We start from the raw sequence: 16,398 nt of genomic DNA, 5'->3' as shown, positions 1-16,398 counted from the left end.
AAAAGAAAAAGCCCTGTAGATCAGAGACCTACAGGGCTTTTCTATAGTGGAGGCCGAGGTCGGAATCGAACCGGCGTACACGGATTTGCAATCCGCTGCATGACCACTCTGCCACCCGGCCTCAAATGAACACCCAAACATCAGCATTCATCATGAAAAATTGGAGCGGGAAACGAGACTCGAACTCGCGACCCCGACCTTGGCAAGGTCGTGCTCTACCAACTGAGCTATTCCCGCTTCGTGGTGACGGGCGCCATTCTATACGAACCCGAACCACTGTCAACCCTTTGATTCAAAAAAGTTATTTCCCGTTGGCACCCTTGCTGAGATGGGGCCAGGCGGCACGCAGATACTGCACCATCGACCACAGGGTCAGACCGGCGGCGACGATGAGCAGGGTGAAGCCGAGGCCGACCCAGAAGTCCATCCGCGGCGGATTGCCGAGCAGGATGATCAGCGCCACCATCTGTGCGGCCGTCTTCCACTTGCCCAGCTGCGACACCGCCACCTGGGCGCGCGCCCCCAGCTCGGCCATCCACTCGCGCAGGGCGGAGACGACGATCTCGCGGCCGATGATGATCATCGCCGGCAGGGTCAGCCACAGGCTGTTGTGCTCCTCCACCAGCAGGACCAGCGCCACGACCACCATCAGCTTGTCTGCCACCGGATCGAGAAAGGCGCCGAACGGCGTGCTCTGCCCCAGGCGGCGGGCCAGGTAGCCATCCAGCCAATCGGTCGCACTGGCCAGGGCAAACACACCACTGGCAGCCCAGTAGCTCCAGCTGAACGGCAAATAGAACAGCCCGATGAACACCGGGATGAGCAGCACGCGCAGGATCGTCAGCAGATTCGGGATATTCATCGGCACGCTTTATATTCAAAGAGTTGCGGCATTCTACTCACTGTGCAGAGCGGTATAAATCGACTCCGCAAGCTTTTTGCTGATACCTGGCGCCTTGGCGATCTCCTCGGCACTGGCCCGGGTCAACTCCTGCAGGCCGCCAAAGTGCTTGAGCAGGTCGCGTCGGCGCTTGGGGCCCACGCCCGGCACCTCCTCCAGGCTCGAGGTACGCCGCGCCTTGCCGCGCCGCGCGCGATGCCCGGTGATGGCGAAACGGTGCGCCTCGTCACGGATCTGCTGGATCAGATGCAGCGCCGGCGAGTCGCCCGGCAGGGTGAACTCGTGCTCGGCGTCGTTGAGGTAGAGGGTTTCCAGGCCCGGCTTGCGGGTCACTCCCTTGGCCACGCCGAGCAGGACCAGATCGACCACGGCCAGCTCCTGCAGCACTTCGCGCGCCATGTTCAGCTGACCCTTGCCCCCGTCGACCAGCAGGATGTCGGGCATCTTGCCCTCGCCTTCCTTGAGGCGGCGGAAGCGCCGGGTCAATGCTTGGTGCATGGCCGCATAGTCGTCGCCGGCCGTGACCCCCTCGATGTTGAAGCGCCGGTAGTCCGACTTCAGCGGACCCTCGGGCCCGAACACCACGCAGGAGGCCACCGCGGCCTCGCCGCTGGAGTGACTGATGTCGAAGCACTCCAGGCGCTGCGGCGGCTGGTCCATGCCCAACGCCTCGCCGAGCGCCTCCATGCGCGCCGCGACATGCTGGCGGTTGGCCAGCCGTGAGGCCAGCGCCTGCTCGGCATTGGTCACCGCCAGTTGCTGCCAGCGCGCCCTGGTGCCGCGCACGCGATGGCTGATGGCCAGCTCGCGGCCGCGCACCTCGGCAATCGCCGCTGCCAGGGTCGGGAAATCCTCGTGCACACAGTTGACGATCAGCTCGTTGGGCAAATCGCGTTCACTGCTGCCCAGGTAGTACTGCGCGAGGAAGGCGACCAGCACATCGGCAGGCTCCTCCTCGATCGCCACTTGGGGAAAGAAGTTCTTGCTGCCCAGCACCCGCCCGCCGCGCACGCTGATCAGGTGCACGCAGGCGCCGCCGGGGCTGACCATGGCCGCCACCACATCCACGTCGCCGCTACCGCCCTCCATGCTTTGTTGATCCTGCACCCGGCGCAGCAGGGCAATCTGGTCGCGCAGCTCGGCGGCGCGCTCGAAGTCCAGTTCGGCGGCGGCCTTTTCCATCGCGGCATTCAGCTCGTCGGCCAGCTGGTTGCTGCGCCCCTCGAGGAACATCGCCGAATGGCGCACGTCCTCGGCGTACTCTTCGGGACTGACCAAGCCGACGCAGGGGCCCTTGCAGCGCTTGATCTGGTACTGCAGGCAGGGCCGCGTGCGATTCTTGAAGTAGCTGTCCTCGCACTGGCGTACCTGGAAGGTCTTCTGCAGCAGGTTGAGGCTCTCGCGGATCGCCAGGCCGCTGGGATAGGGGCCGAAGTAGCGGCCTTTGGCCTTCTTCGCCCCACGATGGATCCCCAGGCGCGGGTATTCGTCCTCACTGCTGAGCAAGACGTAAGGGTAGGATTTGTCGTCGCGCAGCAGGATGTTGTAAGGCGGCCGCCATTCCTTGATCAGCGTCTGCTCGAGCAGCAGCGCCTCGGTCTCGTTGGCGGTGATGGTGGTCTCGATCTGGGCGATGCGCGCCACCAGCGCGGCGGTCTTCGGCGCCAGCCCGCTCTTGCGGAAGTAGCTGGCCAGACGCTTCTTCAGGTTGTTGGCCTTGCCAACGTAGAGCAGGCGGGCTTCGGCGTCGAACATGCGATAGACACCGGGGCGGGAGCTGCACCCGGCGAGGAAGTCGCTGCTGTCGAACGCCGCGCCCATCTCAGCTGACGACATCGACCATGCGATGGCGCACGGCCATCATGGCCAGCTCCACATCGCTGGTGATCTCGAGCTTCTCGAAGATGCGGTAGCGGTAAGTGTTCACCGTCTTCGGCGACAGGCACAGCTTGTCGGAGATGCTCTGCACCTTCTGGCACTCGGCGATCATCAGAGCGATCTGCATCTCGCGCTCGGACAACAGATCGAAGGGCGAAGCATCGCCCTGCGGCTGGAATGGCTTGAGCGCCAGTTGCTGGGCGATATCGGCACTGATGTAGCGCTGTCCGGCGAACACCTGGCGAATCGCCTTGATCATCTCTTCCAGCCCGGCGCCCTTGGTCAGGTAGCCGGCCGCACCGGCCTGCAGCAGTCGGGTGGGAAACGGCTCTTCGTCGCAGGCCGTCACGGCGATGACCTTGATGTCCGCGTGGCTGCGAATGATCTTGCGGGTCGCCTCCAGGCCGCCGATGCCCGGCATCTTCACATCCATCAACACCAGGTCGGGGCGCAGTTCACGCACGCGCAGCAGCGCCTCTTCGCCAGAAGCGGCCTCGCCCACCACGCTGACTCCAGCCACATCGGCGAGCATCCGGCGAATGCCGGTGCGCACCAGATCGTGGTCATCCACAACGAGCACGTTGATCACGCAGTACCTCGATAACCCCAGGTCGTCTCAAGACAGAGCCGAAAATTCAGCGCGGACCTTAACAAATGCGCCCGACAAAGGACAGAAGTGCCAATCTTGTCGAAATTCCAGCTCGCAAGGCGGCAACTATCTGACGCGCCTCAAAGGCATTCCCAGCCATGCAGGGCCTCGCACAGCAGGGCTTGCGCCGTCTTTGCGCATGAAGCATGGCTCACCCGCGGATTGGCTGCCAGACCCGCTGCGACTTGCGTTGGAACAATGCTGATTGCCGTTGAGTTATGCAGACTGCGTCACATAAAATTGGTCGAATAATGACGCCACAAACCGGTGCGCCCCACGGCACCTGTACCGCTCGTGCAGCCCCCGCGGAGCCCCCATGCGCATCGACACCAGCAGCAAGCTGATCAGCCTGATGATCGCCACGCTGTCACTCATCAGTCTCGGCTCTACCCTACTGCACTCGCATTTGCTGCAAATGCGGGACCAGGTTGTCGCCCAGCTCGGCGCTTCGCTGGGCGCCACCCAGTCGTTCGCCGACAGCAGCGACGTCCTGACTCACGCCGCGCGCGGCTATGCGGCAACCGGTGACGAGCGCCACCAGCAGGCCTTCCAGAGCGAGCTGGATATCCTGCTCAGCCGCGAAAGAGCCGTCGAACAACTGCATGCGCTGGGTGCGCTTCCCGAGGAGCTGGCGCTGGTCGCGCAGGCCAAGCAGAACTCCGACAACCTGCTCGACGTCGAGCGACAGGCCCTTGCCGCGGCCCGCAATGGCGACCGCCAGGGCGCCCTGGCATCGCTCTACAGCGTCGACTACGCGCAAGCCAAGGGCGGCATCGCGGCGCCCCTCGATCAGGCGCGCCACCTGATCGAGGCTCGTCTGCAAGGACGGATCGAGCAACTGACGAGCCAGGCGCAACGGGTCGACAGCATCGCGCTCACCCTGCTGGTCGGCAATATGCTGGCGGTGCTGACCGTCCTGCAGCTGTTCTACCGACGCCGACTGGTCATTCCCATCGCCGCCATGACCGCCAAGGCTCGGCGCCTGCTCGCCGATGACCGCAGTGTCCGCTTCGACGAAGGCACACCCGGCTCGGAAATCGCCGCGCTGGCCATGGCGCTGGAGGACTCGCGGCAAGCCGGGCTGGCCCTCCGTGCGCAGGCACTGCAGCTGGAGAACCTGACCCGCGAGCTGAGCGCCGGACAGGAGCGCCTGCGCCAGACCGAAGCCTGGTATCGCAGCATCATCGAATCCGCGCCCGACGGCATCCTGATTGCCGACGAGCAGGATGTGATCCTGCTGGCCAATCCCAAGGCCGAAAGCCTGTTCGGCTACGGCCCCGGCGAACTGATCGGCCGCCACCTGGCGAGCCTGGCGCCGGCCAAGGCATCGACGCCCTACCCGGCGCTGCGCAAGCAGCTCCTCGAGAGTCAGGAGCGACTGCTATTCATGCACCTCGATGGTGCGCGCAAGGATGGCGCGGAGTTCGTGGTCGAGGCCGGACTGGCTCGCCTGCCGGCAGTCGACGTGCACGACTTCAGCCTGTGCGTCATGGTTCGCGACATCAGCGCGCGCCAACAGGCGGAACTCGAGATGCAACAGGCCCGCACGCTCGCGGAACACACGGCCCGGGCGAAGTCGGACTTCCTGGCCAACATGAGTCACGAGATCCGCACCCCGATGAACACCATCATCGGCATGAGCCACCTCATCACCGGGACCAATCTGGATGCCCAGCAGCGCGACTACCTGCGCCAGCTGCAGAATGCCAGCGAACGCCTGCTGACGCTGATCGACGATGTGCTCGACTTCTCGCGCCTCGAGAGCGGCAGCCTGGAGCTGCAGCGCGAGAGCTTCTCGGTACAGGAACTGCTCGATGCCTTGCGCGCCCAGTTTGCCGAACGAGCGCGGGCCAAGGGCCTCAGGCTCGACTGCCGCGCGGAGGCTGACCTGCCTGCCCAGCTGGAGGGCGACAGCCGGCGCATCGGCCAAATCCTCAGCCATTTCCTCGACAACGCCATCAAGTTCACCAGCCAGGGCGAGATCGAGGTCAGCGTGCGCGGCACGCCGTCGGGCACTGCGGCATTCACCCTCAACGTGTTTGTCCGCGACACCGGCATCGGCCTCACCGCGCAGCAGCAAGGCGCCCTGTTCACCGCCTTCCATCAGGCCGACACCTCGAGCACGCGCAAATATGGCGGCACCGGCCTGGGGCTGGCCATCGCCCGCAAGCTCGCCGAGCTGATGGGCGGCTCGGTCGGCGTCGATAGCCAGCATGGCAAGGGCAGCACCTTCTGGCTCAGCGTGCCGCTGCGCGTCGTTCCCGGCAGCCTACAAGAGTTGCTGCCGCGCCTCGATCTGCAGGGTTGCCGGGTGCTGCTGGCCGAGGATCACGAAGTCAATCAGCGTCTGGTCGGCAAGCTGCTGCAGCATGTCGGCGTGGAGGTGGAGGTCGTCGAGAACGGGCAACTGGCCGTGGACCGGGTCCGCGCGCAGGACTACGACCTGGTGCTGATGGACATGCAGATGCCGGTGCTCGACGGCGGCGGCGCGACCCTGGCCATCCGCGCGCTGGGCGCGCGCGGCCAGTTGCCGATCATCGCCATCAGCGCCAGCGCCATGCCCGAGGATCGCCAGCGCTGCCGCGAACTGGGCATGAACGGTTTCCTGGCCAAGCCGCTCAAGGTGGAACAGCTCTATGCCACCCTGCGCCAATGGTTCAAGCGCAGGCCAGGCGCCTCGCCAATGCGGACGCCGCCGCCCGCGCCGGTGCAGGCGCACACCGCCATGCCGACAATCAGCGGACTGGAAGCCCGCGAAGGGCTGCAGCGGGTATTGGGCGACCACAGCCTGTACCTCGACCTGCTGCGCCGCCTGGTCGTCAGCGAGCAGGATACGCCCGGCAATATTCGCCAGGCGCTGGCGCGGGGCGATGCGCCGACCGCCCAACGCCTGGCGCATACCCTCAAGGGACTGGCCGGCACCGTGGGGGCCAATGCCGTGATGGCCTGCGCCGCCGAGCTGGAGCGGGCTATCCACGACGATCTGCCCGCCGCAGCTACCGAGCAGGCCCTGGCACAACTGGAAGCCCAGCTGAGCCCGCTGCTCGTCGCGCTGCAGCAGTTCCTCGGCAGCGTCCCCACTCGGCAGGCCGAGGCGGTGGACCCCGGGCAACTGGCGCAGATCTGCCATAAACTGGCTGGCTTGCTGAACGAGGACGATGCCGAGGCGGCCAGCTGGTTCAACGAGCAGTCAGGGGTGCTGCGCGCCGCCTTCCCGGACGACTATCCGCAACTCGAAGGGGCGATCCGCCGCTTCGAATTCGGCAAGGCGCTGGCCACCCTGCAAACGCTGATGACGCTGCAGCAACCCGAATCCCCCAGGTCGAGAAACGCATGACGATGGACGCCGACAAGAAACCGACCATCCTGGTGGTCGACGACACCCCGGACAACCTGATCCTGGTCAGCAGCCTGCTCAAGCACGAGTACCGGATCAAGGTCGCCAGCGATGGCCAGGCCGCCCTGCGCATCGCCGCCGGCCAGGAGCAGCCCGACCTGATCCTGCTCGACATCATGATGCCGGACATGGACGGCTATGAAGTCTGCCGCCAGCTCAAGGCCGACCTGCAGCTGCGCGACATTCCGGTGATCTTCCTCACCGCCCGCACCAGCATCGAGGACGAACAGCACGGTCTGGAGCTGGGCGCGGTGGACTACATCACCAAGCCGATCAGCCCGCCGGTGATGCTGGCCCGGATCAGGACCCACCTGAAACTCAAGGCTTCCGCCGACTTCCTGCGCAACAAGAGCGCCTACCTCGAGCAGGAGGTCCAGCGTCGCATGCGCCAGGTGCTCGAGGTGCAGGACGTGACCATCGAGATGATGGCGTCCCTGGCGGAAACCCGCGACAACGAAACCGGCAACCATATCCGCCGCACGCAGAACTATGTGCGCACCCTGGCGCAGCACCTGCAGCAGCACCCGCGTTTCCGCTCGTTCCTCACCGACACCCACATCGAGCTGCTGTTCAAGTCGGCGCCGCTGCACGACATCGGCAAGATCGGCATCCCCGACAGCATCCTGCTCAAGCCCGGACGGCTGGACCAGCATGAGTTCGACGTGATGAAGACCCACGCCACCCTGGGGGGCGAAGCCATCGCCCGAGCCGAACGCCATGCCGGCGGGGAAATCCCCTTCCTGCGCATCGCCAAGGAAATCGCTTTCAGCCACCACGAGAAGTGGGACGGCAGCGGCTACCCGCAAGGTCTGATCGGCGACGAGATTCCGGTCGCCGCCCGCCTGATGGCCATCGCCGACGTCTACGACGCGCTGATCAGCAGCCGCGTCTACAAGGCGCCGATGTCCCACGACGAGGCGACCAAGATCATCAGCGCCGGCAGGGGCTGTCACTTCGACCCGGACATGGTCGATGCCTTCCTCGAGCTGCAGGAGGCGTTCCGGGAGATCGCTGCGCGCTACGCCGACCATCCCGAGCCCGTGGCGCTCGACACCAGCGGGGCCTGCGCGTGACCAACTCCGCGTTCCCGACGCTGCCGGCCACGGGCAAAGCACCGTCGTGCCTGCCGCAACCGGTCAAGCCGAGCGGCAGCTGGCGCGAAGGCAAGCTTGCCTATGCACTGCTTCTCGGCCTCACCCTGCTCCTGGTGAGCGCCCTATGGGGCGGGGTGATCCTCAAGACCGCCAGCGAGCAGGTGCGCACCGAGGATGACCTCAAGCGCGACACCCTGAACCTCGCCCGCGCCTTCGAGGCCCACGCCGCGCGCACCATCACCAGCGCCGATCAGTCGCTGCGCTTTCTCCAGCAGCAGTACGAGCTGCACGGCCGCCAGATCGACATCCGCGCGTTTGTCCGCGACGGCCTGATCATCAGCAACATCTTCAACCAGCTGGGCATCATCGACGAAAACGGCACCTACATCCTGTCCAACCTGCCCCAGCACACCGCGATCGACCTCTCCGACCGCGAGCATTTCCGCATCCATCGGGACAACGCCTCCGACGAGCTGTGGGTCAGCAAGCCGGTACTCGGCCGCGCCAGCGGCAAGTGGTCGATCCAGATGACCCGGCGCATCGACAAGCCGGACGGCAGCTTCGGAGGCGTGGCGGTGATCTCCATCGACCCCTTCTACTTCACCAGCCTGTACAACGACGTGGAAATCGGCCGCGACGGCATCATCACCGTGGTCGGCTTCGACGGTATCGTGCGTGCCCGCCGCTCCAGCACCGAAGAGGAGCTCAACAACAATATCGGCCGGGACATTTCCGGCTCGCCGCTGTTCAAGCTGCTCGAGCAGGACAGCCAGGGCCACTACATCAGCGCCAGCCGGGTCGACGGCGTCGAGCGGATCTTCAGCTTCCGCAAGGTGCTCGGTCTGCCGCTGGCCGTGGTGGTCGGCGTCGGTCGCAAGGAAGCCATGGCCGACTACCTGCAGCGGCGCAATGGCTACTTCCTGTTCGCCGGCCTGATGTCGGCGGTCATCCTGCTGTTCGGCCTGCTCTCCGCCGGCCTGTTGCGCCGCCAGCATGCCATCTCCGCCCGTCTGCGCCTGAGCCAGGCCCGCGCCGAATCGGCCAACCGTCTCAAGTCGGAATTCCTCGCCTCGATGTCGCACGAGCTGCGCACCCCGCTCAACGGCATCGTCGGCTACGCCGAATACCTGCGCGAAACCGGCAGCGACGCCACCAGCCGCGAATTCGCCGGGATCATCCACAAGAGCAGCCGCCACCTGCTGAACCTGCTCAACGACATTCTCGACCAGGCCAGCATCGAGGCCGGGCGCATGCAACTGTTCCTGCGCGACGAGGATCTGCACAGTCTGATCAAGGATGCCCTCGACATGCACCGCGCCTTCGCGGCGAGCAAGGGTCTGAGCCTGGAGGTGCAGCTGCCGACCGATCTGCCGGCCAGCCTGCGCTGTGACCGCACCCGCCTGCTCCAGGTGCTCAGCAACCTGCTGCACAACGCGATCAAGTTCACCACCACGGGGCAGGTAAGACTGAACGTCAGGCAGAGCAACGGCGAGCTGTGCTTCGCGGTGGCGGACTCCGGACCGGGCATTGCCAGCGACCAGCATGAGCTGATCTTCGAGCGCTTCCGCCAGGCGGATACCTTCGTGACCCGCCAGCACCCCGGCACCGGCCTGGGGCTGGCCCTGTCCCGCGAGCTGGCGGCCATCATGGGCGGCAGCATCAGCCTGAGTTCCGCGCCGGGCCAGGGCAGCGTCTTCACCCTGCACCTCCCTCTATCCCCGCGGGAGGATTGATGAACGTTCTGCTGGTCGACGACACCGAGTTCAATCGCACCCTGCCGCGGGTCCTGCTGGAGCGCTATGGCTGCCGCGTGAGCGAGTGCAGCAACGGCGCGGATGCCCTGCGCCTAGCCAGCGAGAAGGACTTCGACTGCGTCCTGCTCGACATCATGATGCCGGGCATGTCCGGCATCGAGGTCTGCCAGCAACTGCGCCGCAACCCCGCCCTGGCGCAGCTGCGCATCATCGCCTACACCGCCCATGCCTTGCCGGCGGAAACCCGCGAGATCATGGCCGCCGGCTTCGACGACATTCTGATCAAGCCGATCGACATCCGCAATCTGCTGACCATGGTGGGAATAACTGCCGAGTGAACTGCGTTGTGCGCTGCAACAGCTATATTTAAGCTCGGCCGCAAGTATGTTGAGACGGCCTGGACTGCTGGCATGTGTCTTGCTGTAAGCCTTGCTGAAAGGCACAAGGCAGGTCGCTGACAGATGGCCGCTCAAACAGACATCCTCAACGCCGACACTGCACTGCGCGCACAAATACGAGACATGGAGAACACCGCATGGATGCCCCGTCCCCGCCCGATATCGATTTCGAAGCTGCCTTCACGCTTGCCGAACTCAAGGACATCGAGACGAACGACCGCTTCACCTTTGGCCGCCGCGTGATGCTGCTGGCCTTGAGCAAGAGCAAACCGGAGCTGGCCAGCACGGTACGCAGCATCGGCGCTAAGCCCTTCGGCGCCTGGCTGGACCATATCGAGGTATTCCAGCGTGACCTCAAGCATCTCCAGGAGCTATCCGAAAGCGCCCATGCGCGACTGCTGCTAGCCGGGCAGATGGTGCTCGAGCAGGACCGCCCGGCGAACTGATCAACCTGCCTGAAACGCCAAAGCCCCGGAAACCGGGGCTTTGGCGTATTTGGTAGTCGGCGGGCTGGAGAAAGCCGCGGCACGGTGCCGGAGTTTTTGTGAAACAGGACAGATTTCTGGGTACCTCCATCTGCCAGAAGGTTGTTGCCGGCCCTGGCCAAGGGGCATCCTGCTTGAATCGACAGTCTCGAGACGGGTTGGCCGGACGCTTGCCACTCGAAGACCCCATGTCCCGTTTCCTCGCAGGATGCGCATGAACAAATTTTTTGTACCGGGCCTGTTACTGGCGGCCGGCCTGTATTGGTACCTGTCTCAGCCAGAGAAGTTGAAGGACGAGGTGGTCGCGACGGTAGAACGCATCGAATCGACACTGCCAACCCAGCCTCCCCGTGGCACTGAATCTTCAAGCTGGGTGATCCACAGCACAACCACGCGCGAAGGGACAACAGCCGCAGGCCAGATTTTCTCGCCCAACCCGCAAACTCCGATTCTGTTCAAGGTCGGCTTCCTCATGGCCCAGCACAATCACAACGGCCTGGAGCCGGAGGCCAATTTCCAGCTGATACTTTCCGAATGGCTGACGGATCGGCCGGCACCCATGGAGATATGGGCATCGGAACCCCGCCTGTTACCAAGCATCAGTCAGAGCTCCCTGAGTAGCTGGCAAGATTTCGACATTCCGCACATTCGGCTGGATCCCAGCAAGGAATACATTGCCTGGGTCACGCTCTCCGAGCTGGGCAACCCTGGCGGAACCAGAATCGCCATTCACAACATGGGGCCTAGCTACTCAGGCCCACCAGGCTCCGGTGCCAAGCCACGCTTTGACTATGCAGAGGGCCGCAGCGCCTTCTTCAGGGAGGCGAACCCCAACGGCCGCAGGGAGCACATGGCAGGGTTCGCCTGGCAGACGCAGAATCGCGGGCACAACCTCCACTTCAGGATGTCCTTCGAAAACCGCGAGTGATTGCAGAGCCTGCAGTCATTTGCAGTGATCAACCCATTCCAGCCACTGTGAAAAAGGAGTTTCCATGTTTGCCAGACTTGCCAGACTTGCCAGACTTGCCAGACTACTGATCCTAGCGGTCGCCACCCTGGCCCTTGGAGGTTGCAAGGATGTCTTCCAGGGCGATAGCACACCGGATTGGGCGCTGATCAATACGTCAAAAATCCAGGCTGCCGTTCGCGACATCGTCAAGGAGCAGAATCCGTATCCTGCGGATATCGACGACAACTATCAGGCCAAACAGCAGGAGTACTCGCGAATCAACGAGCAGATCTCCGAGCTCAAGCGAAGCAGTATGCAACGCTGCCTGGGCCAACAGAGTGGCGCTGGTGCCAGGGTATTCGAAGGCAGCGTTCCGCAAGCCATCACCTCGGCCGCCAGTCCAGAGCTACATGCGTGCATCAAAAGCATCGAAACCGATGAACTGATCCTTGACCTGAAAGCCAAAGCGAAGACATTCACTGAACTACAGCAGCGGCGGAGGGAGCACGACATCAAGGTGCAGAAAATCATGGATGAGACCATACGGCAGGCGGTTGCCAGCTACGCAGTCAAGAACGACCTGGCCCTCATCATCACCAACGAACCCAGCATCGCCTACAACAAGGCCAATCAGGTGCTGGATGTGACCGGCGGGGTCATTACACAAGTCCTGAGCCAGCCAGAAGCTTCGCAGTAGAGCTGATTTCAGGCGGACCTGACTTCCTGGAGAGCAGCAGAACGAGCGTCATAGCCCTTTGTCTCGGCGGCGCACGTGCACTGATCCCCTACGGGGACAGCAACCGTATGGAGACGGCGCAAACCCTCCTTACCCAGAAGAAAGAGGTGCTCGCCGACTTCCGTCCACATGGCTTCATCGTGCTGCTGGGCTGCGATGAAGCTACCTGGCGGCACTCCGATATCGGCTATCGGCGCGCAATACCCTCACGACCCGAACGCCTGGGCCTACTGCCCAGAGCGATACCGTATACAAAATGGCAGGGACAAATGTTCCTGCTACTGCGGGTCACCAACCATGCACGGGTAACGTCTTCAGCCAGGCGTCCAGGTTTTCCTTGATCTCCTCCCGGGCCTGGCGAAAAGCTGCCAGCCGGTCAGCGTCCGAGCCAGGAGAGTCGCTCGGATCGCTGCACTGCCAGTGCAGGCTATGGCCGTCCCTGGCGAAGTCCAGGCAACTGCCCACCACTTGCTCACAGAGCGTCACGACATAGTCGAACTGCATGTCCTCGTAGTCGTTGAGGTGCTTGCTCGGCTGCCCGGCGATATCGATGCCGACCTCCTGCATGGCGGCTACCGCCAGCGGATCCAGCGGACGGGGATCGATCCCTGCACTGTGTACCTCGAAGCGGTCGCCGCCCTCGACTCGCAGAAGACCCTCGGCCATCTGCGAGCGGTCGGCGTTACCCTCACACAGGAACAGCACTCGAATGGGCTGGTGCATAGCGGTCACCTCTGTTTGTGCTTGGTGAAGAATCCGTGCTTCAAGTGGCGGCGGGACGGGCGCAGCCCAGCGGGCAGCCAAGATCCCGCTCCAGTTGCAGCGTGGCATGGCTGATGCCGAAGTGCTCGTGCAACTCGTGGGCGACGCTCTGCAGGAAGCAGTCATCCTCGGGCAGCGGACTCATCGCCATGTGCGCGGTCAGCGCCACCTCGGCGGTGCTCATCGCCCAGACGTGCAGGTCGTGCACGTCACAGACGCCCGGCTGCTCCAGCAGGTACCGGCGTACCGCCGCCAGGTCGACGTGCTCCGGCACGCCGTCGAACAGCAGGTGCAGGGACTGACGAAACAGCGACCAGGTGCCGAACACGATCACCACCGCAATCGCCAGGCTGACCAGCGGATCGATCCAGCTCCAGCCCTGCCACAGGTACAGCCCCCCGGCCAGCACCACGCCGATGGAGACCAGGGCGTCGGCCGCCATGTGCAGGAAGGCCCCGCGCAGGTTGAGGTCGCTGCGGCTGCCGGAAAGGAACAGCGCTGCGGTGGCGGCGTTGACCAGCACGCCGATGCCGGCGACCACCATCACCGTCTCGCCGACCATCGCCACCGGCTGCTGCAGGCGCTGGATCGACTCCCAGCCCAGCGAGCCCATGGCCACCAGCAGGATCGCGGCATTGCCGAAGCTGGCGAGGATCGAGCCGCGCTGCCAGCCGTAGGTGTGGCGGTCATTGGGGCGCAAGCGGGTGGCCGCTAGCGCCGCCCAGGCCAGGATCAGCCCGCCAACATCGCTGAGGTTGTGGCCAGCGTCGGCCAGCAGGGCCAGCGAGTTCACCTGCCAGCCGTAGAAGGCCTCGACCAGCACGAAACCGAGGTTCAGCACGATGCCGATGGCGAAGGCGCGGTCGTAGCGCTGCGGTGCGTGGGCGTGAGAATGCTGCTCGTGATGATGGGCATGCGCCATGTGTTGCCTCCACTCCAGTACGCCCGGCATGGGCGCGTCTGGCCAATCCCTGCGCTGGTTCCTGCTCAGGATGCCTGAGCGACCGGGGCATGTCGCGGCAGGCCGATGGAAATCAGCGCGGCGAGCAGCACGAACGCACTGGACACCCACAGGCAGGCTTCGAGGCCCCAGGCCTGGAACACCCAGCCGGACAGCAGGGTGCCGAGCAGCCGGCCCAGCGCGTTGGACATGTAGTAGAAGCCCACATCCAGCGATACGCCGTCCTCCTTGGCGTAGCTGACGATCAGGTAGCTGTGCAGCGAGGAGTTGATGGCGAACAGCGCGCCGAACAGCAGCAGGCCGCCGATCAGTACCGTCTGCGCGGCAAGTTCGCTGCCCAGGCCAAGGGCGATGGCCGCCGGCAGGCCGGCCAGCAGTGTCGCCCAGACGAAGGCCGCACGGCCGTCCGGCAGCCTGCCGCTGCGCTTGCCGGTGAAGTACGGGGCGAACGACTGCACGATGCCGTAGCCGATCACCCAGACGGCGAGAAAGCCGCCGACCTGCCAGAAGTCCCAGCCGAAGCTCGCCGACAGGTACACCGGCAGCGCCACCACGAACCACACGTCGCGGGCGCCGAACAGGAACAAACGGGCGGCGGAGAGGATGTTGATCGCCCGGCTCTTCGACAACAGGTCGCGGAACTTGGGCTTGCTCTTCGCCTTGCCCAGATCCTTCTTCAGGGTCACCAGGCTGGCCAGCCAGATCAGCGCCAGCACCGCCGCCATCGCCAGCACCGCACCGGTGAAACCAACCCCCGTCAGCAGCGCGCCGCCGAGGAAGAAACCGACGCCCTTGAGGGCGTTCTTCGAGCCGGTGAGCAGCGCCACCCACTTGTACAGCGTGCCCTGCTGGGAATCGGCCACCAGCAACTTGATCGAGCTCTTCGCACTCATCTTGTTGAGGTCCTTGGCGATGCCGGACAGCGCCTGCGCCGCCATCACCCAGGGCACGGTGAGCATGGCCGCCGGCACGGTGAGCATCAGCAGCGCCGCCACCTGCAGGCCCAGACCGATGTTCATGGTGCGGTTGAGACCCAGGTGCGCGCCCAGCCAGCCACCGACCAGGTTGGTGACCACGCCGAAGATCTCGTAGAACAGGAACAGCGCGGCGATCTGCAGCGGGCTGTAGCCCAGGCCGTGGAAATGCAGCACCACCAGCATGCGCAGGGCGCCGTCGGTGAGGGTGAAGGCCCAGTAGTTGCCGGTGACCAGCAGGTACTGGCGGATTTCGGGAGAGAGACGGGACAGGGCGTGCATGGGGGTACCCGATGAGTGGAAACCGTAGGGTGGGTTAGGCCGCAGGCCGTAACCCACCAATCGGCCGTGAGGCCGACAACAGGATGCCTACTGGCATCCGTGGCGGGTTACGCCGCGGTGCGGCTAACCCACCCTACGCAAAGCGCGTTTTCAGCCGGCCAGGCCGACCTTGCGCGCCAGTTCGACGGTGCGGTTGGCGTAGCCCCACTCGTTGTCGTACCAGGCGTAGACCTTCACCTGGGTGCCGTTGACCACCAGGGTCGACAAGGCGTCGATGATCGACGAGCGCGGATCGGTACGGTAGTCGATGGACACCAGCGGACGCTCTTCAAAGCCGAGGATGTCCTTGAGCGGGCCTGCGCTGGCCGCGGCCTTGAGCAGGCCGTTGACCTCCTCGGCTGTGGTCGCGCGCTCGACCTCGAACACGCAGTCGGTCAGCGAGGCGTTGGCCAGCGGCACGCGCACCGCGTGGCCGTTCAGCTTGCCGCGCAGTTCGGGGAAGATCTCGGCAATGGCGGTAGCCGAGCCGGTGGTGGTCGGGATCAGGCTCATCAGCGAGGCGCGCGCGCGGCGCAGGTCGGTGTGCGGCTGATCGAGCAGACTCTGGGTGTTGGTCAGGTCGTGGATGGTGGTGATCGAGCCGTGGCGGATACCCAGAGCCTCGTGGAGCACCTTGACCACCGGCGCCAGGCAGTTGGTGGTGCACGAGGCGGCGGTGACGATGCGGTGCTTGGCCGGGTCGAACAGCTGGTCGTTGACGCCCATGACGATGTTCAGTGCGCCCGCCTCCTTCACCGGCGCGCTGACCACCACGCGCTTGACGCCCTGGTCGAGGTAGGCCTGCAGCACGGCGACGGTCTTCATCTTGCCGCTGGCCTCGATCACCAGGTCGCAGCCCGACCAGTCGGTGTCGGCGATGGCCTTGTTGTGGCTGACCTTGATGCGCTGGCCGGCGATGACCACGCAGTCGCCGTCGCTGCTCGCCTCGTGCTGCCAGCGGCCGTGCACCGAATCGAAGTTGAGCAGGTGCGCGTGGGTCGCCGCGTCGGCGGCCGGGTCGTTGATCTGCACGAACTCCAGCTCCGGCCAGCCCCAGGCGGCGCGCAGGGCCAGACGTCCGATGCGGCCGAAGCCGTTGATGCCTACCTTGATGGTCATGGTCTTGTTCTCTCTGTTCC

Annotated in this window: 14 protein-coding genes and 2 tRNA genes; 7 read left to right on the top strand and 9 right to left on the bottom strand. The window is 64.7% G+C overall.

From position 1 onward, the window contains the following. Positions 1 to 47: 47 nt before the first annotated feature. The 5 genes from BM297_RS09600 to gacA form a co-directional block, all read right to left on the bottom strand. Positions 48 to 121 (bottom strand) — tRNA-Cys (locus BM297_RS09600). Positions 122 to 161: 40 nt separating this feature from the next. Further along, positions 162 to 237: transfer RNA gene (locus tag BM297_RS09595), tRNA-Gly, on the bottom strand. A gap of 64 nt (positions 238 to 301) precedes the next feature. Next, positions 302 to 862: a CDP-diacylglycerol--glycerol-3-phosphate 3-phosphatidyltransferase gene (gene pgsA / locus BM297_RS09590; RefSeq protein WP_092430636.1), complete on the bottom strand. Its 561-nt coding sequence runs from the start codon at positions 860 to 862 to the stop codon at positions 302 to 304. A 33-nt stretch (positions 863 to 895) separates the two neighbouring features. Beyond that, positions 896 to 2,722, bottom strand: coding sequence for an excinuclease ABC subunit UvrC (gene uvrC, locus BM297_RS09585; RefSeq protein ID WP_092430634.1), 1,827 nt, complete (start codon positions 2,720 to 2,722; stop codon positions 896 to 898). A gap of 1 nt (position 2,723) precedes the next feature. Beyond that, positions 2,724 to 3,368 (bottom strand): response regulator transcription factor GacA, encoded by a 645-nt coding sequence (gene gacA, locus BM297_RS09580; RefSeq protein ID WP_092430632.1) that lies wholly within the window; start codon positions 3,366 to 3,368, stop codon positions 2,724 to 2,726. Positions 3,369 to 3,744: 376 nt separating this feature from the next. On the opposite strand from gacA, the gene BM297_RS09575 reads away from it, so the two are divergent. The 7 genes from BM297_RS09575 (at position 3,745) to BM297_RS09545 (ending at position 12,202) form a co-directional block, all read left to right on the top strand. After that, the gene (locus BM297_RS09575; RefSeq protein ID WP_092430630.1) at positions 3,745 to 6,765 is read left to right on the top strand and encodes a PAS domain-containing hybrid sensor histidine kinase/response regulator; all 3,021 of its coding nucleotides are present in this window, start codon (positions 3,745 to 3,747) and stop codon (positions 6,763 to 6,765) included. After that, positions 6,762 to 7,898, top strand: coding sequence for a response regulator (locus BM297_RS09570; protein ID WP_092430628.1), 1,137 nt, complete (start codon positions 6,762 to 6,764; stop codon positions 7,896 to 7,898). The genes BM297_RS09575 and BM297_RS09570 overlap by 4 nt, the downstream gene beginning before the upstream one ends. After that, positions 7,895 to 9,652, top strand: coding sequence for a sensor histidine kinase (locus BM297_RS09565; protein WP_217648254.1), 1,758 nt, complete (start codon positions 7,895 to 7,897; stop codon positions 9,650 to 9,652). Before BM297_RS09570 ends, BM297_RS09565 begins: the two co-directional genes overlap by 4 nt. Further along, on the top strand, positions 9,652 to 10,011 hold the full coding sequence (locus tag BM297_RS09560) for a response regulator (RefSeq protein WP_092430626.1): 360 nt from the start codon (positions 9,652 to 9,654) through the stop codon (positions 10,009 to 10,011). Before BM297_RS09565 ends, BM297_RS09560 begins: the two co-directional genes overlap by 1 nt. Before the next feature lie 197 nt (positions 10,012 to 10,208). Continuing rightward, the gene (locus BM297_RS09555) at positions 10,209 to 10,517 is read left to right on the top strand and encodes a hypothetical protein (protein WP_092430624.1); all 309 of its coding nucleotides are present in this window, start codon (positions 10,209 to 10,211) and stop codon (positions 10,515 to 10,517) included. Between the two features lie 253 nt (positions 10,518 to 10,770). Beyond that, positions 10,771 to 11,484: a hypothetical protein gene (locus tag BM297_RS09550; protein ID WP_092430622.1), complete on the top strand. Its 714-nt coding sequence runs from the start codon at positions 10,771 to 10,773 to the stop codon at positions 11,482 to 11,484. Positions 11,485 to 11,548: 64 nt separating this feature from the next. Then, on the top strand, positions 11,549 to 12,202 hold the full coding sequence (locus BM297_RS09545; RefSeq protein WP_092430620.1) for an OmpH family outer membrane protein: 654 nt from the start codon (positions 11,549 to 11,551) through the stop codon (positions 12,200 to 12,202). Between the two features lie 327 nt (positions 12,203 to 12,529). Here BM297_RS09545 and BM297_RS09540 read toward each other — a convergent pair whose 3' ends face one another. The 4 genes from BM297_RS09540 to BM297_RS09525 all read right to left on the bottom strand — a co-directional run bounded on the left by BM297_RS09540 (position 12,530) and on the right by BM297_RS09525 (position 16,378). After that, positions 12,530 to 12,964, bottom strand: coding sequence for an arsenate reductase ArsC (locus BM297_RS09540; protein WP_092430618.1), 435 nt, complete (start codon positions 12,962 to 12,964; stop codon positions 12,530 to 12,532). Positions 12,965 to 13,004: 40 nt separating this feature from the next. Continuing rightward, complete coding sequence (locus BM297_RS09535) at positions 13,005 to 13,925, bottom strand: cation diffusion facilitator family transporter (protein ID WP_092430616.1); 921 nt, start codon at positions 13,923 to 13,925, stop codon at positions 13,005 to 13,007. Between the two features lie 65 nt (positions 13,926 to 13,990). Beyond that, on the bottom strand, positions 13,991 to 15,220 hold the full coding sequence (arsJ, locus tag BM297_RS09530; RefSeq protein ID WP_092430614.1) for an organoarsenical effux MFS transporter ArsJ: 1,230 nt from the start codon (positions 15,218 to 15,220) through the stop codon (positions 13,991 to 13,993). 150 nt (positions 15,221 to 15,370) lie between these two features. Continuing rightward, positions 15,371 to 16,378, bottom strand: coding sequence for an ArsJ-associated glyceraldehyde-3-phosphate dehydrogenase (locus BM297_RS09525; RefSeq protein WP_092430612.1), 1,008 nt, complete (start codon positions 16,376 to 16,378; stop codon positions 15,371 to 15,373). Positions 16,379 to 16,398: the final 20 nt, after the last annotated feature.

The sequence above is a fragment of the Geopseudomonas sagittaria genome, assembly GCF_900115715.1.
In the GTDB taxonomy this organism is placed as follows: domain Bacteria; phylum Pseudomonadota; class Gammaproteobacteria; order Pseudomonadales; family Pseudomonadaceae; genus Geopseudomonas; species Geopseudomonas sagittaria.
Note: the sequence above shows the minus strand (reverse complement) of the source record. Positions and strands in the feature narration are given on the sequence as shown.